General features: G+C 54.3%; 21 protein-coding genes and 1 tRNA gene. 13 read left to right on the forward strand and 9 right to left on the reverse strand.

The annotated features are described in order from the left end of the window. Positions 1–100: 100 nt before the first annotated feature. Together LX66_RS14810 and LX66_RS14815 are read right to left on the reverse strand one after the other, a co-directional pair. A complete protein-coding gene (locus LX66_RS14810) occupies positions 101–2,656 on the reverse strand; it encodes an outer membrane beta-barrel family protein (RefSeq protein ID WP_145714822.1) in 2,556 nt (851 codons plus the stop codon). A 302-nt stretch (positions 2,657–2,958) separates the two neighbouring features. Beyond that, positions 2,959–3,555 carry a DUF445 domain-containing protein gene (locus LX66_RS14815; RefSeq protein WP_145715735.1) on the reverse strand — a complete coding sequence of 199 codons (597 nt, stop codon included), beginning with the start codon at positions 3,553–3,555 and terminating at the stop codon, positions 2,959–2,961. Positions 3,556–3,709: 154 nt separating this feature from the next. Between LX66_RS14815 and LX66_RS14820 the strand changes: the two genes are divergently transcribed. From LX66_RS14820 to LX66_RS14835, 4 genes are all read left to right on the forward strand, one after another. Next, positions 3,710–3,786 (forward strand) — tRNA-His (locus LX66_RS14820). Positions 3,787–3,885: 99 nt separating this feature from the next. Further along, positions 3,886–6,213, forward strand: a complete 2,328-nt coding sequence (locus LX66_RS14825; RefSeq protein WP_145714824.1) for a poly(ethylene terephthalate) hydrolase family protein — start codon at positions 3,886–3,888, stop codon at positions 6,211–6,213. An 81-nt stretch (positions 6,214–6,294) separates the two neighbouring features. Next, positions 6,295–6,498, forward strand: a complete 204-nt coding sequence (locus LX66_RS14830; RefSeq protein WP_145714826.1) for a hypothetical protein — start codon at positions 6,295–6,297, stop codon at positions 6,496–6,498. A gap of 4 nt (positions 6,499–6,502) precedes the next feature. After that, positions 6,503–6,754 (forward strand): type II toxin-antitoxin system RelE family toxin, encoded by a 252-nt coding sequence (locus LX66_RS14835; RefSeq protein WP_145714828.1) that lies wholly within the window; start codon positions 6,503–6,505, stop codon positions 6,752–6,754. A 20-nt stretch (positions 6,755–6,774) separates the two neighbouring features. On the opposite strand, the gene dcd is transcribed toward LX66_RS14835, so the two are convergent. Then, positions 6,775–7,311, reverse strand: a complete 537-nt coding sequence (dcd, locus tag LX66_RS14840; protein WP_145714830.1) for a dCTP deaminase — start codon at positions 7,309–7,311, stop codon at positions 6,775–6,777. Positions 7,312–7,344: 33 nt separating this feature from the next. Between dcd and LX66_RS14845 the strand changes: the two genes are divergently transcribed. From LX66_RS14845 to lpdA, 7 genes are all read left to right on the forward strand, one after another. Then, a complete protein-coding gene (locus LX66_RS14845) occupies positions 7,345–7,971 on the forward strand; it encodes a 4'-phosphopantetheinyl transferase family protein (RefSeq protein ID WP_145714832.1) in 627 nt (208 codons plus the stop codon). A 27-nt stretch (positions 7,972–7,998) separates the two neighbouring features. Beyond that, on the forward strand, positions 7,999–8,499 hold the full coding sequence (locus LX66_RS14850) for a shikimate kinase (RefSeq protein ID WP_145714834.1): 501 nt from the start codon (positions 7,999–8,001) through the stop codon (positions 8,497–8,499). Further along, complete coding sequence (locus tag LX66_RS14855; RefSeq protein WP_145714836.1) at positions 8,492–8,881, forward strand: DUF423 domain-containing protein; 390 nt, start codon at positions 8,492–8,494, stop codon at positions 8,879–8,881. The genes LX66_RS14850 and LX66_RS14855 overlap by 8 nt, the downstream gene beginning before the upstream one ends. Then, a complete protein-coding gene (locus LX66_RS14860; protein ID WP_158642643.1) occupies positions 8,878–10,320 on the forward strand; it encodes an alpha/beta hydrolase family protein in 1,443 nt (480 codons plus the stop codon). Before LX66_RS14855 ends, LX66_RS14860 begins: the two co-directional genes overlap by 4 nt. Before the next feature lie 60 nt (positions 10,321–10,380). Beyond that, complete coding sequence (locus LX66_RS14865) at positions 10,381–12,990, forward strand: FtsK/SpoIIIE family DNA translocase (protein WP_145714840.1); 2,610 nt, start codon at positions 10,381–10,383, stop codon at positions 12,988–12,990. Between the two features lie 95 nt (positions 12,991–13,085). Continuing rightward, the gene (locus LX66_RS14870; RefSeq protein ID WP_145714842.1) at positions 13,086–13,745 is read left to right on the forward strand and encodes a LolA family protein; all 660 of its coding nucleotides are present in this window, start codon (positions 13,086–13,088) and stop codon (positions 13,743–13,745) included. 137 nt (positions 13,746–13,882) lie between these two features. Beyond that, the gene (lpdA, locus tag LX66_RS14875) at positions 13,883–15,289 is read left to right on the forward strand and encodes a dihydrolipoyl dehydrogenase (RefSeq protein ID WP_145714844.1); all 1,407 of its coding nucleotides are present in this window, start codon (positions 13,883–13,885) and stop codon (positions 15,287–15,289) included. A gap of 69 nt (positions 15,290–15,358) precedes the next feature. Here lpdA and LX66_RS14880 read toward each other — a convergent pair whose 3' ends face one another. Next, positions 15,359–18,199: a S8 family peptidase gene (locus LX66_RS14880; RefSeq protein ID WP_158642644.1), complete on the reverse strand. Its 2,841-nt coding sequence runs from the start codon at positions 18,197–18,199 to the stop codon at positions 15,359–15,361. 472 nt (positions 18,200–18,671) lie between these two features. Between LX66_RS14880 and LX66_RS14885 the strand changes: the two genes are divergently transcribed. Next, a complete protein-coding gene (locus LX66_RS14885) occupies positions 18,672–19,493 on the forward strand; it encodes a M57 family metalloprotease (protein ID WP_145714848.1) in 822 nt (273 codons plus the stop codon). 39 nt (positions 19,494–19,532) lie between these two features. Here the strand turns inward: LX66_RS14885 and LX66_RS14890 are convergent, their stop codons facing one another. Together LX66_RS14890 and LX66_RS14895 are read right to left on the reverse strand one after the other, a co-directional pair. Continuing rightward, positions 19,533–20,429, reverse strand: coding sequence for a class I SAM-dependent methyltransferase (locus LX66_RS14890; protein WP_145714850.1), 897 nt, complete (start codon positions 20,427–20,429; stop codon positions 19,533–19,535). A 19-nt stretch (positions 20,430–20,448) separates the two neighbouring features. Further along, the gene (locus LX66_RS14895; protein ID WP_145714852.1) at positions 20,449–21,993 is read right to left on the reverse strand and encodes an acyl-CoA mutase large subunit family protein; all 1,545 of its coding nucleotides are present in this window, start codon (positions 21,991–21,993) and stop codon (positions 20,449–20,451) included. 32 nt (positions 21,994–22,025) lie between these two features. Here LX66_RS14895 and LX66_RS14900 point away from each other — a divergent pair, with 32 nt between their 5' ends. Continuing rightward, complete coding sequence (locus LX66_RS14900; protein WP_244620437.1) at positions 22,026–22,955, forward strand: M23 family metallopeptidase; 930 nt, start codon at positions 22,026–22,028, stop codon at positions 22,953–22,955. On the opposite strand, the gene LX66_RS14905 is transcribed toward LX66_RS14900, so the two are convergent. The 3 genes from LX66_RS14905 to LX66_RS14915 all read right to left on the reverse strand — a co-directional run bounded on the left by LX66_RS14905 (position 22,956) and on the right by LX66_RS14915 (position 25,633). After that, positions 22,956–23,489 carry a DUF7935 family protein gene (locus LX66_RS14905; protein ID WP_145714856.1) on the reverse strand — a complete coding sequence of 178 codons (534 nt, stop codon included), beginning with the start codon at positions 23,487–23,489 and terminating at the stop codon, positions 22,956–22,958. It lies immediately after the preceding gene. A 111-nt stretch (positions 23,490–23,600) separates the two neighbouring features. Next, the gene (locus LX66_RS14910; protein WP_211366225.1) at positions 23,601–24,740 is read right to left on the reverse strand and encodes a pyridoxal phosphate-dependent aminotransferase; all 1,140 of its coding nucleotides are present in this window, start codon (positions 24,738–24,740) and stop codon (positions 23,601–23,603) included. 188 nt (positions 24,741–24,928) lie between these two features. Beyond that, positions 24,929–25,633, reverse strand: a complete 705-nt coding sequence (locus LX66_RS14915; RefSeq protein ID WP_145714860.1) for a DUF4397 domain-containing protein — start codon at positions 25,631–25,633, stop codon at positions 24,929–24,931. Positions 25,634–25,646 lie beyond the last annotated feature (13 nt).

Below are 25,646 nucleotides of genomic sequence, written 5' to 3' on the forward strand. Positions count from 1 at the left end.
TTATGATGAATGGCGATAATCAGTTGTTAACTGCGTAGCTGCGTAGCAGCAGGCATTGCGCTTGCCTATACGCTAACTGCTACGCAGCTAACAGCCGGCTTTACATGCTCTGGCTGGGATCGCCCTGCATGTTCTGCATGTTCTCGCGTTCAGCCTTCATGTTCTTGCGTTTGAATATCTGTGAATCAAACTTGCCGAAGCGGTAAGAGAAGGTGAGGCGCAGTATGCGCGATTCCCGCTTGCGGATATAATCCTGTGTGAAGGCCGGCGCCACCTGGTTCAGCTCGTACTGCCGGGTGTTGAACACATCGGAAAGGCTGAGGGTGAGCGAGGCCGCTTTGTTCTTCAGGAAATCTTTTTTCAGTCCCAGGTCCACGCTGCTCATGCCTTTGATGGTGCCCTGGGCGGAAGCCGGTATCATCATAAAGCCACGGCCGCCGCCGCTGTTGTTATTGGGCAGCGCAATGGTAGGCGCCTGGTAGTTGCCGCTGACCTGCAGGGTGAAATTAGCCGGCAGCTTCAGCTCGGAATTGATCTTGGCATTCCAGCTAAAATCGCTGTTCTTATAGGTTTCCTTGTCCTGCGTGGTGGTTATTTCCATGTGGTACAAGTTGGTATTAGCGGTAATGTCCCAGATGCCGAAGAGGGTTTTCTTCAGCGTCAGCTCCGCGCCGTAGGAGTTGTTGTGGTCTGCATTCACAAAGGTGGTGAGCAGCGTGTCTTTTCCCAGCGGCGTGCTGATGGTGGACAGCAGGTTGTTGGTGTTCCGGAAGTAGGCGGTGCCCAGGAAATTGCTGTTCTTCCAGTTCTTTACATAGGAGAACTCAACGCTGTTGGTATATTCCGGCTGCAGGTTGGGATTCCCTTCGCGCTGGTTCAGCGGGTCCGTATAGTCCCGGTAGGGGATCAACTGGAAAAAGTTGGGCCGGGTTACGCGGCGGGAATAGTTCAGTTGCAGCTCCTGGTCATGCTCCAGCTTACGGGTAAGGTATACGCTGGGAAACAATCCCGGCCTGGCTTTGGTGGGCTTGAACGTTTTACTCTCGCTCGGTATCTCGCCGGAATACACGTATTGCTCCACGCGCAGGCCGCCCTGGTAGCCCCACTGGCCAAAGGTGCCGGCATAGTTTACATAACCGGCATAGATCTGTTCCTTGTATTTATAATCGTTGGACAGCAGGTCGTTGAACACGTACTGGCCGGTAGCGGTATCCTGGTCAAACACATCGTAGATGCTGCTGTAGTTGCGCAGGGTGGTTTTCAGGCCCAGCTCCAGCTTGCCGTTCTTGCCGATGGGATCAGTATAGTCCGTCTGGATGGTGAGGAAAGTGGTTTTGCCATCGGAATGGTTGTTCTGCAGTATGGGCTGGCCCGTAGCGTTGCCCGCCGGGGTAAGCGGCTGGGTGCTGAAGCTGCCATTGCGGCTGTTGGTGCTGCGGTTGTAGCTGGCATCTGCCGTCCATTCCCTGTTGGGCTCTGCAAAGGTATGCTTGAAGCCCAGTTGGGTGGTATAGTTGCGGAAACCGAAGTTATTGTTGTTGATACGGCTGCTCAGGGAGTCGCCTTTGTTGAAGGTGCTGCGCAGGTCCTCGTAGTTCTTGAAGTTGCCATCCACGATGTTCTGGGAAATGGAGATGGTGTTCCGGTTGTCCAGGTAATAATCCAGCCCGATGCGGCCAAACTGGAAACGGGGAGTATTGCGGCTGTCGCTGTGCTGGTAGAGCGAGCTGGTATCGCCGTTGATAAAGTTGGTGCGGTCGGTAGTGCCGTCTCCCCAGTTGCGCATGGCGTTGATCATGTAGTTGGCGAACACGTTCACCTTGCCCTGGCGCACGTTGATATTGCCGCCGCCGTTATATTTATCGCCCGTGCCGGCGCCTGCCATGATCATACCGTTGATGCCGGCTTTCTTGTTCTTCTTCAGCACGATGTTGATGATGCCGGACATGCCTTCCGCATCGTACTTGGCGGAGGGGTTGGTGATCAGCTCCACGCTTTCGATGGCATCCGCCGGTATCTGGTCCAGGGTGAGGGTAGAGGGCTTGCCGTCCACGAATATATTGGGGGAGGCGTTGCGCACGGTCACGTTGCCGTCAATATCCACGTTTACGGCCGGCACGTTCTTCAGCACATCCTGGGCGGTACCGCCCACGCTCACCAGGTTGCGGTCTACGTTGAACACCTTTTTATCGATGCCCATGGTAAAGGCGCTTTTCTGGCCGGTGACCTCCACGGTGCCCAGCAGTTTGGCATCGGCGCGGAGGGGAATGTTGCCCAGGTCCTGGTCAATGGATTTGGGGCTGATGGATACGCGCTTGTAGATGGTTTCATACCCCATGAACGTAATGCGCATATTGAAGGTGCCGAAGGGCAGCTTTTCCAGGCTGAACTCCCCGTTCTCCCTGGTGAGCATGCCATTTACCACGCTGGAGTCGCGGAGCTTCAGCAAAGCGATGGAAGCGTAGGGGACGGGTTTTTTGGTGGAGGCGTCCACCAGCTTGCCATACAGGTGGCCGATCTGCGGCAGGTTCTGGGGGCGCTGCCCGCCTGCGCCCTGCTTCCCCCCGGTGCCTGCTCCCGGGGCGGTGATGATCTGTGCAAACAAGGGGGCTTGCCCAAGCAGGACGGCAGCCACCATTAAATACCATTTGTTCATCGGTGTTTCTTCTATTGGTTGTCAACTGGTGGCAAAAATATCAGTCCCCTGTATAGGTTGCGGGCCATTATGACGAGTGGGTAAATTATGCCGTGGAAACCGGGAAAAAACGCGGTAAAAGGTCTTAACACTAGTTAACAGTCAGGGAAGGGAAATTCCAAATTCCAAATTCCAAATCCCAAATTCCAAATCCCAAATTCCAAAAATACTGCCGGCTCATTAATGAACAGGTAACGTTGCTCAATTGCTGAGTCACGACCGCCACTTTGGGATTTGGTTTTTGGGATTTGGAATTTGGAATTTTAAAACGGTTGCGTCATCAGCAGTTGTACCAGCCCTATCACGAAGCCCAGCACACCGCCCAGTATTTCCACGAAACGGAATTCCCTGGACATAATGCCCTGGAGGATCTGCTCCAACTTGTCGGAGGAAAAGCCGGCCACCTTTTCTGTAACGATGCGTTCCAGGTCCAGCTCGTCTTTAGTATTCTGGAGGTATTTGTCGATCATAACGGGGAAGAGGCTGTCCAGTTCGGCCACCAGCACTTCCTTGATCTGCTTGATGGTGTTGTCGCCAATGAACATGGAGAGCACGGGCATGGCGTCCGGCAGTTTTTTGCGGAGAAAATGTTCCAGGTGGTCTTCCACCACGGGGATGATGCTTTTGATCTTCTGCGGGTCTGTGAGCTTCTGGCGGATATCTTCAAAAGACAGCAGTTCATCGGCTACCAGCTTGCCCAGCTTTTCGGCAAACTGCCGCTGCCGTTTTGGAAAGATGCCCTGCAGGGTAATAAAGCCCAGCCTGCGGGGCTCCCGCGGGTGGAACAGCATCTTAATGGCGATCCAGTTGGTAAACCAGCCTATGAAGGCAGAAATGAACGGTATCAGGTATATCGTCATCAATCATCATCTTTTAGAGAGGGCAAAGAAAGGGAAAAAAGTGCTTAGTAACTACTTGTTGAGGACCGGTGGCGGGTGTCAGCAACTTTTTTTGTTTACATTTGGAAATTGCGCATGAATTACTTTATCTTTGCAGTCCTGAAAAATCGAGATGGTGGCTATAGCTCAGTTGGTTAGAGCACCAGATTGTGGTTCTGGGGGTCGTGGGTTCGAGCCCCATTAGCCACCCCACCGTAAAAATTTCATGGAAGGGCTTCTGTAAAAAGAGGCCCTTTTTTTATGCGCAATTCCCTATTTTGTACCTGCCCTGGCATCACTTAATCTACGCTTATGCATGAAACCCAACAAACCTTCCGGCGTCGCGCCCGGAAATGGCTGCAGCAAGCCCTCACTTTTATCACTCCTTCCCGGGCTACCCTGAAAGCTGCCGGCATCGGGATACTGATCGCTGCCTTGCTGTTCCTGGTCTTTACCATGGCGGATGGATTGCTGTTCAGGGGAGTGGGATTCGGGTATTACCTGCTTGCGCTGCTTAGCCGCGTCATTCCTGCTTTGCTGGCGGCCTGGCTGATCAGCCGGGCGGTGTTCCTGGCCGGCAAAACGCCTCCTTATTTCAGGATGGGGGTGGCCTTTACCATTTTCTGCATCCTTTATTTCTTCCGGCTGCGGGCGGCCGGCTGGATATTGATCACGATGCTGATCCTGTTCCCGGCGCTGCTGCTGGGGGCATTGTCCTACTGGCGCAGGCACCGCGGGGAAAAATGGTCCCGGCCTCAAAAGGTCCTTACCCTGCTTGCGCTGTTCACCGGGCTGGCCGGCATTATCATTGGCCTGTACCTTTTCCGGTATCCCGGCAACCCGGTGGCGCCTACCCGGAACTATAAAATGACAGCCCCGCTGCCGCCGGCTATTGCGGCAGCCGATCCTTCCCGGCCGGGCAATTATAAAGTGTCCTTCCTTACCTATGGCTCGGGGAACGACAAGCGCCGGCCGCTATACAATAAAGCCGTGAAGATCAAAACCCCCACGGTGGATGCCTCCCTGCTGCTCAAATCCTGGAGCGGCATCTATGGTAAATTACGTACCTGGTACTTTGGTTTTGATGCTACCGAACTACCCCTGAATGCGATGGTATGGTACCCGGAAAACCTGCAGGGGCCTGCGCCGCTGGTGCTGGTGGTACATGGCAACCACCTGGCGCAGGACTGGTCGGAGCGGGGGTATGATTACCTGGCGGAACTGCTGGCCAGCCGGGGATATATTGTAGCGTCTGTGGACGAGAACTTTATGAACACCAGCTTTACGGACATCACCTCGGGAGGATTGAAAAATGAGAACGGCGTCCGGGGCTGGCTGATGCTGAAGCACCTGGAGCGCTGGCGGAAATGGAACCGGGAGCCGGGCAATCCTTTTTACCACCGGGTAGATATGGACCGCATTGCTTTAATGGGGCATTCCAGGGGAGGAGAGGCCATGTCCCATGCGGCCCTGTTCAATACCCTGCCCTGTCACCCGGACAATGCCAGCGAGGCGTTCGATTTTAATTTCAATATCAAAGCCTACGTGGCCATCGCCCCGGTAGACGGGCAATACAAGCCCGCCGGCATATTGGCGCCGCTGAAGAACATCAACTATTTTGTGATACAGGGCACGCACGATATGGATATGAAGTCATACGGAGGCCTGAGCCCCTGGCACCGTATCCGGTATGACGATGGCTATACGGGCTTTAAAGCGGGCTTGTATGTGCATCATGCTAACCACGGGCAATTCAACACCACCTGGGGAAAATATGATGGCAGCAGCCCTTACGCCAACCTGTATAACATTACCAATGTAATGCCCGTCAAAGACCAGGAGCAGATCGCGAAAGTGTATATCAGCGCTTTCCTGGATATAAACCTGAAAGGTGATACAGCCTACCGGCCTCTTTTCATGGATTACCGGTACGGGCGGCAATGGCTGCCGGAGCAGATCTATTTCAACCAGTTCGAGGATAGCCGGTCCACTTTCATTGCCCGCTATGAAGAAGACCTGGACCTGCGGACGGCTACCCTGCCGGGCGTATCCATTGCCGCCAGACACCTGAGCGTATGGCGGGAGGCCCGGCACGACCTGATGTGGAAGGATCATATCAGCCGTGCTGCGTATATCGGGTGGAGCAGGGAAGGGGCGGACTCTTTGCCCGGACGGTATACTTTTATACTGCCCGACAGCGCCCGCCTGCAACTGGCGGGCCGCTCGCTGGTGTTCAGCCTCGCGGAAAGTAAGGAAAGCGCCCGTCATGTCAGGAAAGGGAAGCAAGCGAAGGATGAAAAGAAAGCTGAAAAGAAAGCTGAAAAGGAAGAAAAGGACGAGGCGATCGACTTTACCCTGGAATTAACGGACCGGCAGGGTCACCAGGTCCGCTTCCCGTTAAGCGCCTGTGCGCCATTACAACCGCAGATACAGAAAAAACTGGCAAAGTTCGCTTTCCTGAGTAAGGATGATGATGCGGAGTCGATCCCTGACTTTTTTTATTATAACCTGGATATGCTGCAAAAGCAGCACCCGGCTTTTTTGATGAACAGCCTCTATAGCATCGGCTTTATTTTTGACCGGACAGCATCGGGCGTGGTGATACTGGATGATGTTGGGCTGATGGAGCTGGGGCAATAAAGAAAACTGGTCGCTTAAAATTGCATCTTTTGGCAGTGTAACTTAAAAATGCCATATTTATGCATAGAATACTGTAAAATAATGAAAGCATTGCACATAAGGAAAAGAGGAGACCGGGTTTCGCTTCCGGAAAAGGAATTTAAAAAGTTATTGGCAAAAGCAGAAGAGCTGGATGATATTAAAGCTTATGACCGGGCTATGAAGAAAATCAATTCCGGTAAAGCAGAATTTGTGACGCTGGAAGAAGTACTGAAGGATATGCCTAAACCCAAATCAAAGCGCTGATGATATGTATAATGTCATCCTTGAGAAAGGCGCACAGAAGAAATTGTACAAACTTCCTGCCAGAGAACGGGAGAAGATCACCGAAAAGATAAAAGCACTGGCGGGTGATCCCCGCCCGCCGGGCTGCAAGAAATTAATGGGAAGGGAAGGTTACCGTATCAGAGTAGGTAATTACCGGGTAATTTACAATATACACGACAATATTCTTACAATCTTAGTAATAGATATAGGCGACAGAAAGTCAATTTATGATTAACTGTTTGCCTGTATCCCTCACTAAAACTCATTCCGCCACATCATGCTTTCTACCGGCTTCACGGTACGGTTGTTATATTTGGCATTGCCTTTCTTATTGTAAAAGGTAGCCACTTCGCCTTCCACCACAAAATAGATCAACTGCCCGATGGGCATGCCGGCGTATACACGTACCGGTTGGGCGCAGGAAATTTCCAGGGTCCAGGTGTTGCAGAAGCCCACGTCCCCTTTGCCGGCAGTAGCATGTATGTCTATACCCAGGCGGCCGGTGCTGCTTTTGCCTTCCAGGAAGGGCACATGGGCATGGGTCTCGGTATATTCTTCCGTCACGCCCAGGTACAGGGTGCCGGGTTGCAGTATGTAACCCTCCGCCGGTATCTCGAAATGCTCGATCTCATTATGCCGGCGGGCGTCCAGCACACGGTCCTTATAGGTAGCCAGGTGCCTGCCCAGGTGCACGTCATAGGAGTTGGTGCCCAGGTATTTCCGGTCAAAGGGCGAGATCACGATGGTCCCTTTTTCAATTTCTTCCAGGATGCGTGTATCAGACAGGATCATGTGTTAGTTAATTTTGTATTAATTTGGCAAGATATGCCATTAATACGTACCATACAAATGGATCAGGGCACCAGGCTGGGAGTGTGGAAAATAGGTGAACAAGAGGGCTTTTTTCGTACCAGGGTCAATATATCCCCGGAAATACATCATCCCCATAAGCGCCTGCAGCATTTTGCCGGCCGTTACCTCCTGCTGGAGCTGTTCCCGGATTTTCCCGTACCGGAAATACGTATCATGGACAGCCGAAAGCCGTACCTGCAATGCAACAGCTTTCACTTTTCCATTTCCCACTGCCAGGATTATGTGGCCGCCATTGTGAGCAAAACCAGGCCGGTAGGCATTGACATAGAGGCCATACAACCCAAGATAGAAAAGGTGTCCCACAAGTTCCTGGGCCCGGCGGAGCAGGCGTTTATAGATCCGCTGCAGGGCCTGGCGCATAAAACCGTGTGCTGGAGCGCCAAGGAAGCGGTCTACAAATGGTACGGGCTTGGAGGCGTTGATTTTAAGGAACATATGCAATTGGAGCCCTTCCTTTTTCACCCGGCCGGCTTTATATCCTGTAATTTTAACAGGTTGGATACAATTGCACGGCTATATTTGCAATATTATGTGATGGAAAGCGAGGAAGGGATGGTGCTTGCCTGGACGGCGAATTAGTTTGGAACCTGTAAAAAATCAGACAGCTTGAAGATATTTTTAATCGGTTTTATGGGCGCCGGCAAGACCTATTGGGGAAAACAGCTTGCCGAACACTGGGAACTACCCTATTATGACCTGGATGAAGTGATCGTGGCGGAGGAAGCCATGGCGGTCAGCGACATTTTCGCGACCAAAGGGGAGGACTATTTCCGGGAAAAGGAAAGCGCCCTGCTGCGGGAACTGGGGAAAGAAGAGCGTTTCCTGATCTCCTGCGGGGGCGGTACGCCCTGTTTCCAGGATAACATGGACTTTATGAACGAGAACGGCATCACCATCTGGCTGAACCCGTCCGTACCCGTCATGGTGGAGCGCCTGCAGCGCAAAAAGTACAAGCGCCCGCTGATACAGGACCTGCCGGACGAGGACCTGACCGCTTTCATAGAAAAGAAGCTGGCGGAGCGGCAGCCGTTCTACCAGCAGTCACAGCATATCATTGACTCGGATCATATCTCGTTGGAAACATTTGAAATCGTAAAGCATGCATAAGGGTTTTTTAGTCTGGGCCGCTGTGCTGGGCGGACTGGCCGTGATATTGGGGGCATTTGGGGCGCATAAGCTCAGGGAGCTGGTGCCGCCGGAAACCGTAAGCACCTTCCAGACAGGCGTTACTTACCAGTTCTACCACGTATTTGCCCTGCTGGCAGCAGGCATTTTATACGCGCATATACCCGGGCCTCAACTATTATGGGCCGGCAGGTGTTTTATAGCGGGCATCCTGCTCTTTTCCGGTTCACTCTACCTGTTAACGGTACTCAAAATGACCAATACCGTTGGGCTGCGGGGTGCAGGCATCATCACGCCCATTGGCGGTGTAGTGTTTATTGCGGGATGGATCAACCTGTTATTGGGAGTTTTAAAGATCAAATGATGGTAAAAGTAAAATACTGGCTGCTGGCCATGCTGCTATGCATGGGCCAGGCAGGCGCCGTATGCGCACAGGACCTGGAGCACGATATTTCCGGCACCTGGTACGGCGTGTTCAGCAACTACATGGGCGAAAAACAACGCCTGCTGGTAGTGCTGGAAAAAGATAAGCACGGTTACCACGGGCAGCTCAGAAGCCCGGACAAGACGGATGTAGCGCTGCCAATGGACAGTGTGACCTATGCGCACGGTATATTACGCTTCCGGATAAACGAAATAGGGCTGGCCTACAAAGGCGGCTGGGATGCCGCCAACCACCGGTTCAACGGCCACCTGCAGCAGAGCGGCGACGAGTTCCCGCTGAATATTTCCAAAGACGAGATCCGGCGGGAAGCGCTGTACCGCCGCCCGCAGGACCCGCAGCCGCCCTTTGACTACCGGCAGGAGGAAGTGATGTTCAGCAGCCAGGACCCCGGGATAGCGCTGGCCGGCGCCTTTACCCGCCCGGCAGACAGCGCGCGGCGCTACCCGGCCGTGATCCTGCTCAGCGATGCCGGCCCCCAGAACCGGAACGAGGAAATGCTGGGCCACAAGCCCTTTGCCGTGCTGGCGGACTATCTTACCCGCAAAGGCATAGCCGTGCTCCGCTATGACGATCGTGGCGCCGGCGCCAGCTCCGGTAATTACGAGGCGGCTACCCTGGACGACCAGGCGGCGGATGTGCGTGCGGCCATCGCTTACCTGCGCAGCCGCAAGGATGTGGATGCGCAGCATATCGGCCTCCTGGGCCAGGGCGAAGGCGCCGCCGTAGCCCAGATCGCAGCGGCGGGCAATGACAGCGTGGCTTTTGTAGTGTCCATGGCCGGCCCGGGCCTTAGCGGCCGGCAACTGCAGGAAATACAGTTAATGCAGGTGCTGCACGCCGTGCAGGGAAATGCGCAGGACTCCGTTATACAGCAAAACCTGCGCTATGCAAAGCCCTGGTTTGACCTGCTGACTTCGGCAACCGACCCGGCCGCCGTGGCCGAACAGGGACCGGCCATCCTGCAGGAACTGTACCGGCACATTCCCAACCTGTATGCGCTTATGAGCGAGCAGCGCTTTGTGGAAGCCTCGCTGGCAGCACAGGCTACGCCGCACCGCCTGTCCGTTATACAGCACCGGCCGGCGGAGTACCTGGCGAAAATACGCTGCCCTTTCCTGGCCGTGAGCGGCGCGGCAGATGTGCAACTGGATGCCGGCAGCAACCTGCAGGCCATAGAGCAGGCGCTGCTGAAAGGCGGCAACCAGCAGGTAACGGTACGCAGCTTTGAAGGGCTGAACCACCTCTTCCAGCGCTGCAAAACCTGCCGCATAGATGAATATAGTTCCCTTGACCAGACAATAGATCCTGCCGTACTGGAGTTTATAAGCAGGTGGATGGCGGCGATCAGCAGCTTATGACGTACATATGGGCACATCCGCACATTACTAAAATATCTTTCCTATTTTTGACACCATATTATGTCAAAAAATAAACTGAAATCAGAAAAACCGGAGAGCAAAAAGTTACGTAGTAGTGCACCTGACGCGAATACGCTGAAGAAAGACAAGGAAGCAGAAGTGAAGGTGAAAGAGCTGGTAAAAGACGAGCGCACGCATAAGGTATTGGGGATGATATGTTTGTTGTTGTCCGTGTACTTTTTTATTGCCTTTACCTCCTACCTGTTCACCTGGCAGGAAGACCAGGATAAGGTGTTCCGTTATTCCGCTGACGTATTGTTCATGACAGACCTGAAGGTAGACAACCTGCTGGGCAGGCTGGGCGCCTTTGTTTCCCACTGGTTCTTTTACAGGGGCGTGGGCGTAGCATCCTATTTCTTTTGTTACCTGTTCTTTATCCTTGGGATCAATTTCATTGTAGGCCGGCGGGTATTCCGTATCTGGCGCAATATCAAGCATATACTGTTCGGGCTGTTGTTCATCAGCACCGGTATGGCCTTCATTGCCATCCACGATGGTTTCCCCTGGGGCGGCGCCCTGGGCGATGCCATTAACCGCTGGAGCATCGGGTTTATCGGTAAAACCGGCACCGCCCTCTTACTCATAGTGGCCGGCCTTTCCTGGCTGATCTGGAAATTCAATTTTGATTTCAAATGGCCGGAGCGCAAGCCGCGTCCGCCCAGGGCGGTACCGGAACCGGCGCCTGCGCCCGTTTCCACTGCTGCGGCCACTGCCATGGTGGCCGCGGAGCCCTCCGCCAAGCGTAGAAATGCGCTGAAAGGCGACGGCGGCGTAATGGTGATCCCGCCCAACGCGGACAATGAGCCGGAAGAAGATACCGATATGCAGTTGGTAGAGCGGGAACAGGCGCCCGCCGGCCCTGGCATCACCTACATTCCGCCCGCCCCGGACATCCCATTGGAGGAGGAAGAGGAGCCGGCAGCAGCCGAAGAGCCGGAAGAGGAAGAAGAAGCCGGGCCCTTATTATATATAGAGGAAACGGTAGAGCCCGCGCCTAAAAAGAAACGCACCCCGCCGGAAGAGGTGGCCTTCGAGATAAAGGAGCTGAAAGACGCCGAGGAGGACCTGCCGGAGGATGTGGAGCTGGTGCGGGAACCGGTACATGCGGATCCTTATGACCCCATGCTGGACCTGCGCGATTACCAGTACCCCGGCCTGGAGATGCTGGAATCGCATGTGAATGAGAAAGTGGTGCAGGACGCCGGGGAGCTGGAAAAGAACAAGAACCAGATCATTGATACGCTCAAGAACTACGATATTTCCATACAGAAGATCAGCGCTACCGTAGGGCCTACCGTTACCCTGTACGAGATCGTGCCGGCGGCCGGTGTGCGCATATCCCGTATCAAGAACCTGGAAGATGATATCGCCCTGAGCCTGGCCGCCCTGGGCATCCGTATCATTGCGCCCATACCGGGCAAGGGTACCATCGGTATAGAAGTGCCCAATGTGAAAAAGAGCATCGTGTCCCTGAAGGCGCTGCTGGCCTCTGAGAAGTTCCAGCACAACAACATGGACCTGCCTATTGCCATCGGCAAAAAGATAGACAACGAGAACTTTATTGCGGACCTGGCCAAAATGCCGCACCTGCTGATGGCAGGGGCTACCGGCCAGGGTAAATCCGTGGGTATCAACACCCTGCTGGTATCCCTGCTGTACAAGAAGCATCCTTCCCAGCTCAAATTCGTGCTGGTGGACCCGAAAAAAGTGGAGCTGAGCCTCTACAAGCTGATAGAGAAGCATTTCCTGGCCAAGCTGCCGGGAGAGGAGGACGCCATTATCACGGATACCAAGAAGGTGATCCACACCCTCAATGCCCTGTGTATTGAAATGGATGTGCGCTACGACCTGCTGAAAGAAGCCGGCACCCGCAACATCCGGGAATATAACCATAAGTTTGTGCAGCGCCGGCTCAACCCCCAGAAGGGGCACCGGTACCTGCCTTTCATTGTGCTGGTGATAGACGAGTTTGCCGACCTTATCATGACGGCGGGCAAGGAAGTGGAAATGCCCATCGCCCGCCTGGCCCAGTTGGCCCGCGCCGTGGGCATCCACCTGATCATCGCTACGCAGCGCCCGTCCGTGAATATCATTACCGGCACCATTAAGGCCAACTTCCCGGCCCGCATCGCCTTCAAGGTATCCTCCAAGATAGACTCCCGCACCATCCTGGATATTGGCGGCGCGGAGCAACTGATAGGCCAGGGCGATATGCTGGTGTCCTTTAACGGGGAGCTGGTGCGCCTGCAGTGTGCCTTCGTGGATACGCCGGAAGTGGAGAAGGTGGCGGAGTTCATCGGAGATCAGCGCGGCTACCCGGAAGCCTTTATGCTGCCGGAGTACGTGGATGAGAAGGAGCTGGAAGGCAAGGAGTTCAGCCTGCAGGACCGGGACCCGCTGTTCGAGGAAGCCGCCCGCGTGATCGTGCAGAACCAGCAGGGCTCTACCTCCCTGCTGCAGCGCCGGATGAAGCTGGGCTACAACCGCGCCGGCCGCCTGATGGACCAGTTGGAGCAGGCGGGCATTGTAGGGCCTAACATGGGCAGCAAGGCCCGCGATGTAATGGTTAAGACAGAGGCCGACCTGGAAGAGATACTGAACACCTTATAGCGATTTTGGCATTTCTTTAACGGGTGTTTTAAACGTACCGGCATAACATTTGTCTATTGTTGAGTAGAAACAGAAAACCAAAATATACTTAAACGATGAAGAAAATTGTATTAATGGGCATGTTGATGGGGAGCGTGGTATTTAACAGTGTGGCGCAGTCCGGGGGGCAAAATGATCCGAAGGCCAAGTCTGTACTGGATAATGTGAGCAAAAAATTCAAATCCCTCAAATCTGTAGCAGCCGATTTTGTACTGAAGGTGCATGGCGCCAATAACAGCGTGGCAGATTCCCGGAAAGGTACCGTATACCTGAAAGGGCCTAAATATAAAGTGACGATGGAAGGGCAGGAGATCATCAGCGACAACAAGACCTCCTGGACCTATTCCAAAGACGTGAACGAGGTGACGATCAACAGCGTAGACCAGGGCGCAACCACTATTACGCCTGCCAAATTATTTACCAACTTCTATGACAAGGACTTCCTGTACCGCCTGGCCGGGGAAACCTCCGAAAAGGGCAAAACCCTGCAGAACATAGAAATGACCCCGACGGACAAATCCAAAAGCATTTTCAAGGTCATTCTTTCTGTAGACAAAAAACAGCAGAACATTGCCCGTATGAAGGTGTTCGAGAAGAACGGCAACCAGTATACTTACGAGATCACCAATTTCAAGCCTAACGCCAATGTGTCAGACGCTACCTTTACTTTTGATCCCAAAAAGTACCCGGGAGTGGAAGTGGTAGACCTGCGATAAGGCATGGTATAAGCATATATGGATGTGCTGATGGATATGCACGGGGATTTCGTGCTGCTTCATCAGCACATTTACATATTAGCATATCAACACATTATTACCTATCTTTGGCAAGTTTTTAATTAAAATTAAGCAATATGGCATACGACGTAATCGTAATTGGTAGCGGCCCCGGTGGATATGTGGCTGCTATCCGTGCTTCTCAGCTTGGATTTAAAACAGCCGTTGTAGAGCGGGAGAGCCTGGGCGGTATCTGTTTGAACTGGGGATGTATCCCTACCAAGGCACTACTGAAATCGGCGCAGGTATTTGAATATATACAGCATTCCAAAGATTACGGCATCAGCGTGAGCAAGGCGGAAGCAGATTTTGAGGCCATCATCAAGCGCAGCCGCGGCTCTGCAGATAAAATGAGCAAGGGCGTGCAGTTCCTCATGAAGAAGAACAAGATAGACGTGCTGATGGGTACTGCCAAACTCAAAGGCAAAAACCAGGTGGAGATTACGGATAAGGACGGTAAGACCTCTGTACAGGACGCCAAGCATATCATTATGGCTACCGGCGCCCGCTCCCGCGAGCTGCCCAACCTGAAGATAGACGGCAAGAAGGTGATCGGCTACCGTGACGCCATGGTGCTGCCCAAGCAGCCCAAATCCATGATCGTAGTGGGTTCCGGCGCTATCGGTGTTGAGTTTGCCTATTTCTATCACAGCCTGGGCACCAAAGTGACCATCGTTGAGTTTATGCCGCGCATAGTGCCGGTTGAGGACGAAGATATTTCCAAAGAGCTGGAAAAGATATACAAGAAGAAAGGCCTGGAGATCATGACCAACTCCTCCGTTGAGAGCGTGGACACCAGCGGCAGCGGCGTAAAAGCCAGGGTAAAGACCGAGAAAGGCGAAGTGACCCTGGAAGCAGACGTAGTGCTGAGCGCCGTGGGCATTACCGCCAACATCGAGAACCTGGGCCTGGAAGCTTTAGGCATCAAAACCGACAAAGGCAAGGTGCTGGTGGACAAGTACTACCAGACCAATGTACCGGGCATCTATGCCATTGGTGATATGGTACCGGGCCAGGCACTGGCGCACGTGGCTTCCAAGGAAGGTATTGTTTGCGTAGAGGCCATCGCCTATAACGAAAAGAAATACGCGCACAAACCGGAGCCGATCGATTATATGAATATCCCCGGCTGTACTTACTGCGCACCGGAGATCGCTTCTGTAGGCTATACCGAAAAGGCCGCCAAAGAAGCCGGCTACGAAGTGAAAGTGGGCAAATTCCCCTTCTCCGCTTCCGGTAAGGCTATTGGCGCCGGCGCCCCCGAGGGCTTTGTAAAAGTGATCTTTGACGCCAAATATGGCGAATGGCTGGGCACCCACATGATAGGGGCCAACGTGACAGAGGTTATTGTACAAACCGTTACCGCCCGTAAGCTGGAAACCACCTACCAGGAAGTACTGGATTCCATCCACCCGCACCCGACCATGAGCGAAGCCGTGAAGGATGCCATAGAAGCTGCGTACGGAGAGGCAATACACCTGTAATAATACGAATGTGCAAATATGCGAATGTGCAAATGGTTGTTCCATTTGCACATTTTTATTTTGTGCACATCAGAGCTTCACGATCTTCCGCACGAATACCCGCTTCCCTTCTTCATATACCGCTACAATGTATACACCGGGTGTTAGCGGGGCCACGTCTATGCTTTCCTGCATGTTGCTGACCACGTAAGTTTTTAACAGGCGGCCGCTGATGTCGCTGATTTGCACCTGCCGTATTTGCGGCGCGCTGCTGAGCAATTGCAGGGTATTGCCGGCCGGGTTGGGGTATAGCAGGAAGGTATTGCCGGCCCCTATCATGGCTACCGATACGGTGTCGGAGTACAGCATGCGCCCGTCCGCGGTTTCCAGGCGCACCCGGTAATAATTGGTGCCGGCATGCGGCGCATTGTCCGGTATGGTGTAACTGAGATTGCCGTCCACCGGGCTGGATTGCAGCACGGTAAAGCCGGTGGGGGCCAGCTTTTCCCACCAGATTGTCTGCAGGTTATACAGGCTGCCCAGGCTAAGGGTGAGCCGTACCTGTGCATCGTCCACCGGGTCGGCCAGCAGGCTGGCCACATAGCAGCTCAGGCCCTGGTTGCGGTAGTCCAGGGAATAGCTTTTCTGCCCGGTCCACCCGTCGGCATGTACGGCGCCGACGGCCAGCCAGGTGGCGTTCAGATCCTGTTTGTGTATAACCACGAAGGTGTCACGGGTAAGGGTATACCTTTCCAGGTATTGTTCCCCCAGCGCATATACCTCGTAGCTGCCTGCCCCTGGCAGGCCGGTCCAGTACAGCAGCAGGGAATCCGTACAGTCAAAGCCCACGCGCGGCTCCGGCGTGGGCGCAATAAAAAAGGAAGGACTGATGTAGGCGGTATCGGTCGTTTGCATGCGCAGCCAGGCCCTGGAAAATACCGCTGGCACGGCCCAGTTGTAGGAGCCGTCCGCCAGCGGCTGGTCCTGTACGATGCTTTGCCAGGTGACCCCACTGTCCAGGCTATACGAAATATTACCATTGCCATCCAGGGAGGTGGCCCAGCGCAGGGGCACGGTACTGCCGGCGGCCAGCAGGCTTCCCGGGCCGGGATGGTCCCAGTTGAAATAGCGGGCGGGTATGTATTCATACACGATATAGTAGGCCTGCGGCCCACGGGGAACATTACTACCGCTTACGTGTATACGTATTTCCCCGGAGGGATGATCCACTGTTACCTGCTCGGTATTGTTCAGCGTATCCCGGCCGCGGTGCGCGGGCGCCAGCAGGGAGTCCGCATCCGGGTAAGCGCTCAGTATCCAGGGATCGTAGCGGTTGCCGGCAGCATCTGTTACCCAGAGGTCCAGGTCATTCACCAGGGCTTTGGGGGCGTCGGCCGCGGCGGGTGGGTCGTTCCAGCCGATGCTCACCTTGAGTTGCTGCACCCCCGCCGGTACGGTAAGGGAAAAAAGCTGGCTGCTGCCTGTGGTGACGGCGCCGGAGCGGAAACGTTCTTCCTGCACCGTTTGCACGGCGCGGAGCGCATTCACCGCCCCGAAACCGCTGCTGTAGTCCACCTGCGGGGTGCCGGTATCGTCCGCGCTGTTGATCAGCAAGGTTCTCAGCAGGGCGGTGGAGGGCGCGCGGCCATACTGCTGTATGTAGGCATCCTGTACCAGGGTGGCAATACCACTGGTGAGTGCAGCAGCATTGGAGGTGCCGTCCAGGCCATAAGCTACCAGCTCGGGTTTTACACGGCCGTCGTAGGCGGGGCCTTTGGAACTGGTGGCAGGCACATGGTTGCTGCCATCTGTAGCGCCGGCCACCAGCACGTTCTTGGCCTGCTTGTAGGTGCCGGACAGGTTGGCAAAGCCGGGCATGCCGCTGTAGATGCCGTTGCCCGGGGCCTGGTCGCCATCGTTGCCGGAAGAGAACACGTGCAGCAGCGTATCCATGGTAGCGGTTTGTTCATCGTAGGCAATGGATTCCGTGCCGTAGTAATTCTCTATGCCGGTGCCGTAGGAATGGTTCTGCAGCCGGATGCCCAGGGCCTGGTATGCGGCCGCATCGTCCGGCAGCAGCTTATTGTCCGTACTGGTGCTGTTAAAGTCCGAGGAGCTGAGGAAAGCCTGCATGGCTGCGCCCTGCCCTTCCGGGGCGGAGTTGGCGGCGCCGGCTACGAGGGTGGCCATAATAGTGGCATGCGCATCCACACTGGTGGCGGCAATGCCGGAAGCCATATACCGGCCCTGTATGTCCGCATCGGTGGTATCGAACAGGTTCTCTTTCAGGGATACTACCATGTTGCGGCCCTGCAATTGCGGGTACTGCCGGTGCACCGCGGTAATGCGGTTCAGTGTGAGGTCATTGTTACTGATCGCGGTTTCGGTGCCGGGCCGGCGCAGGGCATCTGCAAAGCGCAGTGCCGGTTGGGCAATGAAATCCGCCCAGTCACTTTTTTTGACCCGCATAATGGCGATGCTGCGGCTTACCTGCCGGTATATGCGGCACCAGGCGGGCAGCGCCAGGCCGGTATCCAGGCTGGCCTGCACGGTAATGCTGTCCGCATCCCGCAATTGTTCCAGTTGCCGCAGCAGGACTGGTGTGCTTTTCCAGTTGCTGTTGGCCGCATAGGTATACGCCACTTTGCGCAGCAGCGCGGTATCGGTGACTGCCTGCTGCAGGATATAATGATGGCGGGTAAGGGCCTTTACCAACCCGTAAGGTTGGAGTGCATTTTTACCGGGATAGGCGCGAAATTTTACCAGGTAAAAAACGGATTTATGCCGGGCAGGTTGCGTAGTGCCGCTATCCGTTAAAATACCGTAGCGTTGTAATATAGTGTCTTTGCCAGGTTGTTGCCGGGCCGGGAGCTGCAGGGAAACAAACAGGAACAGCAGCGCCAGTAGCGATCTTGCGACGATGAGTTGCATGCAGGGAAATATCATTGTAGTGCGCATATTAAAGCTACGGCAAATCAGTTGCACCTCCCAATTTTTTATATTGCTTAAGAAAAATGTTTTTTTTAAATTATTTGAATGTTGTAATATTGGAAACGTGAAAAATGAATGAGCGACCCAGCAGACCAAGATCTAATTGAAAACAAGCAAAATCTAAATCCGAACTGTTTTAGCAGAGCACAGGTTACAGCACAACGCACTATGTCTGACGTTTAAATTCAGGACTTCTTCGTACGGTTATTGGTGAAAAAATGAAAGGTGGAACGCCCCGTTTCACACCGGCAGTATTTTGCCTGTACCTTTCCTTTAACCGAGATCATACAACCCTTTCTGACGCCCGCCATCGGGGCGCCAGCGTCCTGCGTATGGCCGTACTTATCCTAAACACACATATACTATGCAAGAGCAAATCAAGTCGATTTTCCAACAACCAAAACCCACAAGTATGATCAGACAAGTAACCCTTTCGCTGGCTGGCTGCCTGCTGGCCGGCGCCCTGTTCATTTCCTGCCAGAAAGAGAGCAATGAAACGGCACAACAGCCGGAAGCCGTTTCACAGGATGTATTGCAAGCTATCAGTAACAAAGGTTTCAGCACCGCCGGCGTAAGAAAAATAGAAGGCGGCTACCTGGTAGAAGGCGATATATTGCTGGATGAAGAGGACCTGGCTTCCACGCCCACCTCTCCCAACCTGCGTATTGCAGAAGTGGAGCAGTACCGCACCAACAACCTGGTGACCGCGCTGCCCCGCGTGATCACCGTTCGTGTGAGCGGTTTAAGCCAGGCCTTTATTGACGGCACCGACCTGGCCATCTCCCGGTATAATGCATTGGGCCTGCGCATTACTTTCCAGCGCGTGACCAGCGGCACTGCCAACATTACCATACAGGGCTTTTACCAGGGCCCCAGCGGCGGCTTCATCACCCTGGGCTCTGCCGGTTTCCCCACCAGCAGCGGCAACCCTTACAACACGATCCGCATGAACACGCACCCGCAGGCTTACGGCTCCAATCCCAATGTAAATTATGTGGGGTCTGTGATACAGCATGAGATCGGGCATTGCATCGGCTTCCGCCATACGGATTACATGAACCGCGCTTACAGTTGCGGCAGCGGCGGTAACGAAGGTTCCGCCGGCGTGGGCGCCGTACATATTCCCGGTACGCCCACCGGCTCGGATGCGGCTTCCTGGATGCTGGCCTGCTCTAACGGCGGCAACCGTACGTTTAACGCAAATGACCGGGTAGCGCTGAATTACCTGTATTAATGAATATGCGGATGTGCAGCCTTGCACATCCGCATATTTTTACGCCAGTTTGCATTCGTAGACAATGGAACTGCAGCGGTCCGTTTCCTTCAATCCTTTCCGGTAGGAGCGGAACCCGTGCCAGGCGCCGGCCAGCATGCGCTGATGGCCGGTTTTGTATTTTTCGCTTAGCAGGCTTACATAAAAGGCGTCGAACACCATGGGGTGTTTTTTCACGATCTTCAGCCGGTGCTGCTGCAGCAATTGTTCCATGGAGGAAGGGGAGAAGTGGTACAGGTGGCGGGGCACGTCGTAGGCGGCCCAGTACTCACCGTAATATTCCGCATCGGGGGAGGTATAGTTCGGCACTGCGATCAGCAGCGCGCCTTCAGGTTTCAGCAGGGTATGTATCTGCCGCAGGTAGGCATGCACCTCATGCACATGCTCCAGCACATGCCACATAGTAATGGCATCGTAAGCGCCGGCGGGCAGGGAGAACAGCTCCTCCACCGGCAGGGCCTCCACTTTATATATTTTCTGCGCGTTCTGCCGGGCCTGTTCATCCGGTTCCAGGCCGGTGGCCTGCCACCCGTTCTGCCGCATGTAATGCAGGAAGGCGCCGGTGCCTGCGCCGATGTCCAGCAGGCTGCCCTGTTTGAGACCGGTAGCGGCGCGTACCCAGTTCTGCTTGGAGCGGAGGGTGATCTTCCTAACGCTGTGGTATAAACGATTGATGATGCCTTTTTTCGTTTCGGAATGACTGATGTATTCCTGGGACTGATAGTAGCGCCCGATGTGGCTGCTGTCGGGTACGTGCTGCGTAAACCGGCCGGTGCAATGGCCGCAATGCCAGATCTCAAACTTTTCTGCTGATACCGTATGGTCCTTTGCTGCAAGTGCCTTTCGTATGTTGGACGACCCGCAGAGCGGGCAGGTATTGTAGTAAATCAGATGCATGCTGTAAAAATAGTGAAAACTACCTATGTTCTCCCCATACCTTCCGCAGGGTGTCGGCAATTTCTCCCAGCGTACAATAGTTTTCCACGGCCGTTACCACCAGCGGCATCAGGTTATCTTCCGTGCGGGCGCCTGCTTCCAGTTGCTGCAGCAATGCCTGCACCTGCTGGTTATCCCTCCTGGCGCGCAGCGACTGCAGGCGTTCGGCCTGTACCCTGCGGATGCTGTCGTCTATGCGGAACACGTCCGGTGCGGCCTGCTCTTCCATTGTGAATTTGTTCACCCCTACAATGATCTTTTCGCCATCCTCCACCTGCTGCTGGTATTTGTAAGCGCTGCGCGCTATCTCCTCCTGCACAAAGCCCTGCTCTATGGCGCTTACCGCGCCGCCCATCGCATCAATGCGGGCCACCAGGTCCCAGGCTTTTGCCTCTACCTCATTGGTAAGGGCTTCTACGTAGTAGGAGCCGGCCAGCGGGTCTACCGTATCCGTTATCCCGCTTTCATACCCGATGACCTGCTGGGTGCGCAGCGCAATGCGGGCTGCTTCTTCCGTGGGCAGGGAAAGGGCTTCGTCATACCCGTTGGTGTGCAGGGACTGGGTACCGCCCAGGGTGGCGGCCAGGGTTTGCACGGCCACCCGTACAATATTGTTGTGCGGTTGCTGGGCCGTGAGGGTGCTGCCTCCGGTTTGCGTATGAAAGCGCAGCATCTGCGCCTTGGCGTCCGTAGCGCCCAGGGAGCGGGTAATGTTGGCCCACATGCGCCGGGCGGCCCGGAACTTGGCCACTTCTTCAAACAGGTGGTTGTGCGCGTTGAAGAAAAAGGACAGGCGCTGTGCAAACACATTTATATCCAGTCCTTTTTCCAGTGCGGCTTTCAGGTATGCCTTGCCGTTAGAGAGGGTAAAGGCCAGCTCCTGCACGGCATTGGCGCCTGCTTCCCGAATGTGGTAGCCGCTGATGGAGATGGTGTTCCAGCGGGGCACTTCCCGGCTGCACCAGGCAAAGATGTCGGTAATGAGCCGCATGGAAGGTTGCGGGGGATAAATAAAAGTGCCCCGCGCGGCGTACTCTTTCAGTATATCGTTCTGGATGGTGCCGGACAATTTTTTCAGGTCTGCGCCCTGTTTTTTGGCCAGGGCCACATACAATGCCAGCAGGATGAATGCCGTGGCGTTAATGGTCATGGAAGTGGAGATATTTTCCAGCGTAATGCCTTTGAACAGCCGCTCCATATCTTCCAGGGAATCAATGGCTACGCCTACTTTGCCTACTTCGCCCTCCGCCATGGGATGGTCGGAGTCATAGCCTATCTGGGTAGGCAGGTCAAACGCTACGCTCAGCCCCATTACGCCCTGCCGCAGCAGGTAATGGTATCTTTCATTGGAAGCCTCCGCCGTGCTGAAACCGGCATACTGCCGCATGGTCCACAGCTTGTCGCGGTACATGGTAGCATGTATGCCGCGGGTGTAAGGGAACTGGCCCGGCAGCTCCGTTAAAGGTACCGGCTGGGTGTATACCGGTTGAATAATAATGCCGGCATCTGTTACGTGTTTTTCCATAAACAATGTTACATAATTTTGTTCTTTTGCATATGTTCATTTACGGCATTTTATTCATCACACTGGCATTGGCGTTACTGAGCCTGGTGCTGATGCTTACAGCCACCGGCAAACCTTTCCGGTATGGCTGGTCCCGTTTATTGCTGGCCCTGACCCTGGGCCTGTTCGTATACCTGTATGGCACCTGGGTGTACCTTACGGTGCATGCCAAGTTTGCATTCGGCATCTGCCTGCTGCTATGCCTGCTGTCCGTTTTTTTCCGTAAAAAAAGGGGGGCGGCGCCACGCGCCTGGAAGCGGGTCCTGTCACTGGTATGGGCAGGGATATTCATCCTCCTGTGCACCGGTTATTTTACCGGCACCACCGGCCTGCGGCAGCAGCGTATAGAACTGGCTTTCCCGCTGAAAACGGGCCGCTATTTTGTGCTGCAGGGCGGTAAGGGGCTGCCCACCAATCTTTTTCATTTCAGCCTGCGGGGCGCTATCTATGCCATGGACATCGTGAAGCTGAACGACTGGGGCGGCCGGGCCGACAAGATATTCAGCCGCCGGCTGGAAGACTACGAGATATTCAACGATACTATTTATGCGCCCTGCAGTGGCCGCGTAGTGCGGGCATACAGTGATAACCCCGACAATATCCCCCCCAACATGGACCGGGGTCCGCAGAACACCAACCAGGTGCTGCTGGAAACGGATTCCAGCTACGTATTCCTGGCGCATATGAAGAAGGGCAGCGTAGTGGTGCATGAAGGCCAGTGGGTGCAGCAGGGCCAGGCGCTGGGTTGCGTGGGCAATTCCGGCTTCAGCTCGGAGCCGCACCTGCACATACAGGCACATGCCAAAACCACTCCCGGATCGCCCTGGTACATGGGAGAGCCCTTGTATATCTCCTTTAACGGCAAGGGATACCTGCTGTATGAGGTGATCCGGCCGAAAAGGGTAGAGATGGTGAAGAAATAATTATCTCATTATTTTTTTGGCTTCCGCGTTCAGTATCTGCGCGGCCACGTCTGAAGGGGATTCACCGGACTGCAGGAAAGTTTCCAGTATCTGTTTGTTCAGCTCCTTGGCCGGTGCGTCCGGCGGCAACTGGGTGGCTATCTGGTTAATGAGGGTGATGGTCTGTTCTTTCAGCGTTTTCACGGTTTCCCATGCCGCGGGCGATACATAGATCTGCTGGGAAATATTATGGTCAAACTCCGCTTTGATAGTCTGTACCAGGGATATCTGCATGTCCACCACCGTCATTTCCGGCTGGTATACCCGGCTGATGAGGCTTTGCGGGTTGATGCGTTCCACCAGCAGCACCAGCCGCTCATAGGCCTGTAACTGTAACGGCAGTACGGCGCTCTGCGCGCTCCTCCCGTCGCCGCTGCCGGCTGTGTCAGGTTCCTGTTTTCCCGGCTTGCGTAGCAGGTCCTTAATGGTCATATATACCAGTGCAATAGCGCCTATTGTGATAACGATGTAAAGTAATGTTTGGCTGGAGGGCATGGATCGGTAGTAATTTTCATGCAAATATATATAAATAATTTGCAGATGTGCGAATGTGCAGATATGCAAATGAATTTCATTTGCACATCCGCACATTTGCTTAGTGGCGCTTTATTTCAGCGCAGCCAGGGCTTTCTGCAGCCTTTTTACGCCTTCCTCCAGCTTTTCCATGGAGTTGGCGTAAGACAGGCGGATACAGTTGGGCGCCTGGAAGGCCGCACCTGATACCATGGATACATGACCTTTGTTCAGCAGGTACATGCAGAGGTCATCGGCATTATTGATGGTAGTGCCTTCGGCGGATTTGCCGAAGAAAGAGCTGGCATCCGGGAAGAGGTAGAAAGCGCCCTCCGGCTCGGATACTTTCAGGCCGGGAGTTTCAGAGAGCGCTTTGTACACGAAGGCGCGCCTTTTCCGGAACTCCTCCACCATCGCCTGGGTAGGGGCCAGGTCGCCGGTAAGGGCGGTGATGGTAGCCCTTTGGGTGATGGAGCAGGTGCCGGAGGTGAACTGGCTCTGGATCTTGTCTGCTCCTTTGGCCACTTCCAGGGGAGCAGCCATATAGCCCAGGCGCCAGCCGGTCATGGCAAAACCTTTGCTCAGGCCGTTGATAATGATGGTGCGCTCCTGCATGCCCGGGAACTGGGCGATGCTTTCGTGCCGGCCTACATAGTTGATATATTCATAGATCTCGTCGGAGATCACGAACACGTTGGGATGGCGGTTAAATACGGCTGCCAGCGCTTCCAGCTCGGCTTTGGAGTACACCGCGCCGGAGGGGTTGCAGGGGCTGGAGAACATGAACAGCTTGGTTTTGGGCGTAATGGCCGCTTCCAGTTGCTCCGGCGTTATTTTAAAGCCATTCTCCAGGCTGCAGTTCACAAATACGATCTTGCCCTCGGACAGCTTTACCTGTTCGGAATAGGTGACCCAGTAGGGGGTGGGAATGATCACCTCATCGCCCGGGTCCACCACGCTCATGATAGCGTTGATCAGGCTCTGTTTGGCGCCGGTGGACAGCACGATCTGTTCCGGTGTATAATCCAGGCCGTTGTCCCTTTTCAGCTTCTGCACCACTGCCTGGCGAACATCCAGGTAGCCGGCTACCGGCGTATAGTGGGTATAGCCGTCGTCTATGGCCTTTTTGGCCGCTTCTTTAATATGTTCGGGAGTATCAAAGTCTGGCTCCCCGATGCTCAGGTCTATAACGTCTATGCCTTGTGCTTTCAGCTCCCGGCTGAGTTTAGACATTTTGATCGTTTCTGGCTCCGAAATGCGTGATAGTCTTTCTGCTATTTTTGTCATGGAATGATGGATTGAGCGGGACAAACCTACAGTTAATCAGGTTAAAATCAAAGAAAAAACAAAAGCTGCCATGAACATTCATGGCAGCTTCGCGCCGTTGCCGGTTGTAAGGCTATTGTGCGGCTGTAAATTGCCTAGAAATAACTGATCACGGTATTAACCGTCGGCTTGTAATCGCCGGTAGTGCCTTTCAGGCCCGTGTAGTAAATGGTAAACACGCCTCCCGTTTGCAATGGATATAATGGGCTGGTATTTTCCGCCAGTACGGAGTCTGTGCCGGCTGCCTTCACTGTTAGCCTGGAGGTGCCAACGGGGTCTAACTGCATAAAACCGCTTCTCAGCGCGCCGCCGTCATAGCTGCGCATGCTGTCCACCTTCTTGCCGTCTATAAACAGGTCCACTGCGCCTTCGCTGGGGCTGAGCTGGTAAAAACGGTAGTTGACCTTGGTGTTGCTGGCATTGGTGAAATCGTTCTCTACTGCCCTTACCTGCGGGTTTTCCCCGTAGATCACCATGGTGTAGTATTTAGTGGAGTCAAAATTCGCCAATATGCTGCCTACGGTGCTGTCCTTGCCACCGGCTTTGAATACAAATTCCTGGGTGCCCCCGTAGGTATAGTAATCGTCTATCGCCCCGAACTTGAAGGGCCCGTTGTTGGTAAGCTTGGTGCTGTTATGGAAAATGTCCACGCCTGCGCTATAGGTGGATGCATTCAGAAATACGTATGCTGCCTGTGGCCGTTGGGGCGTCACATTATCATCCGATTTCAAACAGGCGGTAAACCCGGTTACAGTTACTGCAAGGGCGGCGGCCCAAAGACGATACTTTTTAGTCCTCATCACACTGATTTTT

Origin of the sequence: Chitinophaga japonensis, assembly GCF_007830125.1 — a bacterium.
GTDB classification, from domain to species: Bacteria; Bacteroidota; Bacteroidia; order Chitinophagales; family Chitinophagaceae; genus Chitinophaga; species Chitinophaga japonensis.

What these genes read in the sequence shown, in the direction of transcription:
- LX66_RS14915 (WP_145714860.1), bottom strand. Translation starts at nt 25,633, where the DNA reads ATGAGGACTAAAAAGTATCGTCTTTGGGCCGCCGCCCTTGCAGTAACT.
- lpdA (WP_145714844.1), top strand. Translation starts at nt 13,883, where the DNA reads ATGGCATACGACGTAATCGTAATTGGTAGCGGCCCCGGTGGATATGTG.
- LX66_RS14845 (WP_145714832.1), top strand. Translation starts at nt 7,345, where the DNA reads ATGCCATTAATACGTACCATACAAATGGATCAGGGCACCAGGCTGGGA.
- LX66_RS14880 (WP_158642644.1), bottom strand. Translation starts at nt 18,199, where the DNA reads ATGCAACTCATCGTCGCAAGATCGCTACTGGCGCTGCTGTTCCTGTTT.
- LX66_RS14865 (WP_145714840.1), top strand. Translation starts at nt 10,381, where the DNA reads ATGTCAAAAAATAAACTGAAATCAGAAAAACCGGAGAGCAAAAAGTTA.
- LX66_RS14830 (WP_145714826.1), top strand. Translation starts at nt 6,295, where the DNA reads ATGAAAGCATTGCACATAAGGAAAAGAGGAGACCGGGTTTCGCTTCCG.
- LX66_RS14895 (WP_145714852.1), bottom strand. Translation starts at nt 21,993, where the DNA reads ATGGAAAAACACGTAACAGATGCCGGCATTATTATTCAACCGGTATAC.
- LX66_RS14900 (WP_244620437.1), top strand. Translation starts at nt 22,026, where the DNA reads ATGTTCATTTACGGCATTTTATTCATCACACTGGCATTGGCGTTACTG.
- LX66_RS14885 (WP_145714848.1), top strand. Translation starts at nt 18,672, where the DNA reads ATGATCAGACAAGTAACCCTTTCGCTGGCTGGCTGCCTGCTGGCCGGC.
- LX66_RS14825 (WP_145714824.1), top strand. Translation starts at nt 3,886, where the DNA reads ATGCATGAAACCCAACAAACCTTCCGGCGTCGCGCCCGGAAATGGCTG.
- LX66_RS14905 (WP_145714856.1), bottom strand. Translation starts at nt 23,489, where the DNA reads ATGCCCTCCAGCCAAACATTACTTTACATCGTTATCACAATAGGCGCT.
- LX66_RS14835 (WP_145714828.1), top strand. Translation starts at nt 6,503, where the DNA reads ATGTATAATGTCATCCTTGAGAAAGGCGCACAGAAGAAATTGTACAAA.
- LX66_RS14890 (WP_145714850.1), bottom strand. Translation starts at nt 20,429, where the DNA reads ATGCATCTGATTTACTACAATACCTGCCCGCTCTGCGGGTCGTCCAAC.
- LX66_RS14870 (WP_145714842.1), top strand. Translation starts at nt 13,086, where the DNA reads ATGAAGAAAATTGTATTAATGGGCATGTTGATGGGGAGCGTGGTATTT.
- dcd (WP_145714830.1), bottom strand. Translation starts at nt 7,311, where the DNA reads ATGATCCTGTCTGATACACGCATCCTGGAAGAAATTGAAAAAGGGACC.
- LX66_RS14860 (WP_158642643.1), top strand. Translation starts at nt 8,878, where the DNA reads ATGATGGTAAAAGTAAAATACTGGCTGCTGGCCATGCTGCTATGCATG.
- LX66_RS14810 (WP_145714822.1), bottom strand. Translation starts at nt 2,656, where the DNA reads ATGAACAAATGGTATTTAATGGTGGCTGCCGTCCTGCTTGGGCAAGCC.
- LX66_RS14910 (WP_211366225.1), bottom strand. Translation starts at nt 24,740, where the DNA reads ATGTCTAAACTCAGCCGGGAGCTGAAAGCACAAGGCATAGACGTTATA.
- LX66_RS14815 (WP_145715735.1), bottom strand. Translation starts at nt 3,555, where the DNA reads ATGACGATATACCTGATACCGTTCATTTCTGCCTTCATAGGCTGGTTT.
- LX66_RS14855 (WP_145714836.1), top strand. Translation starts at nt 8,492, where the DNA reads ATGCATAAGGGTTTTTTAGTCTGGGCCGCTGTGCTGGGCGGACTGGCC.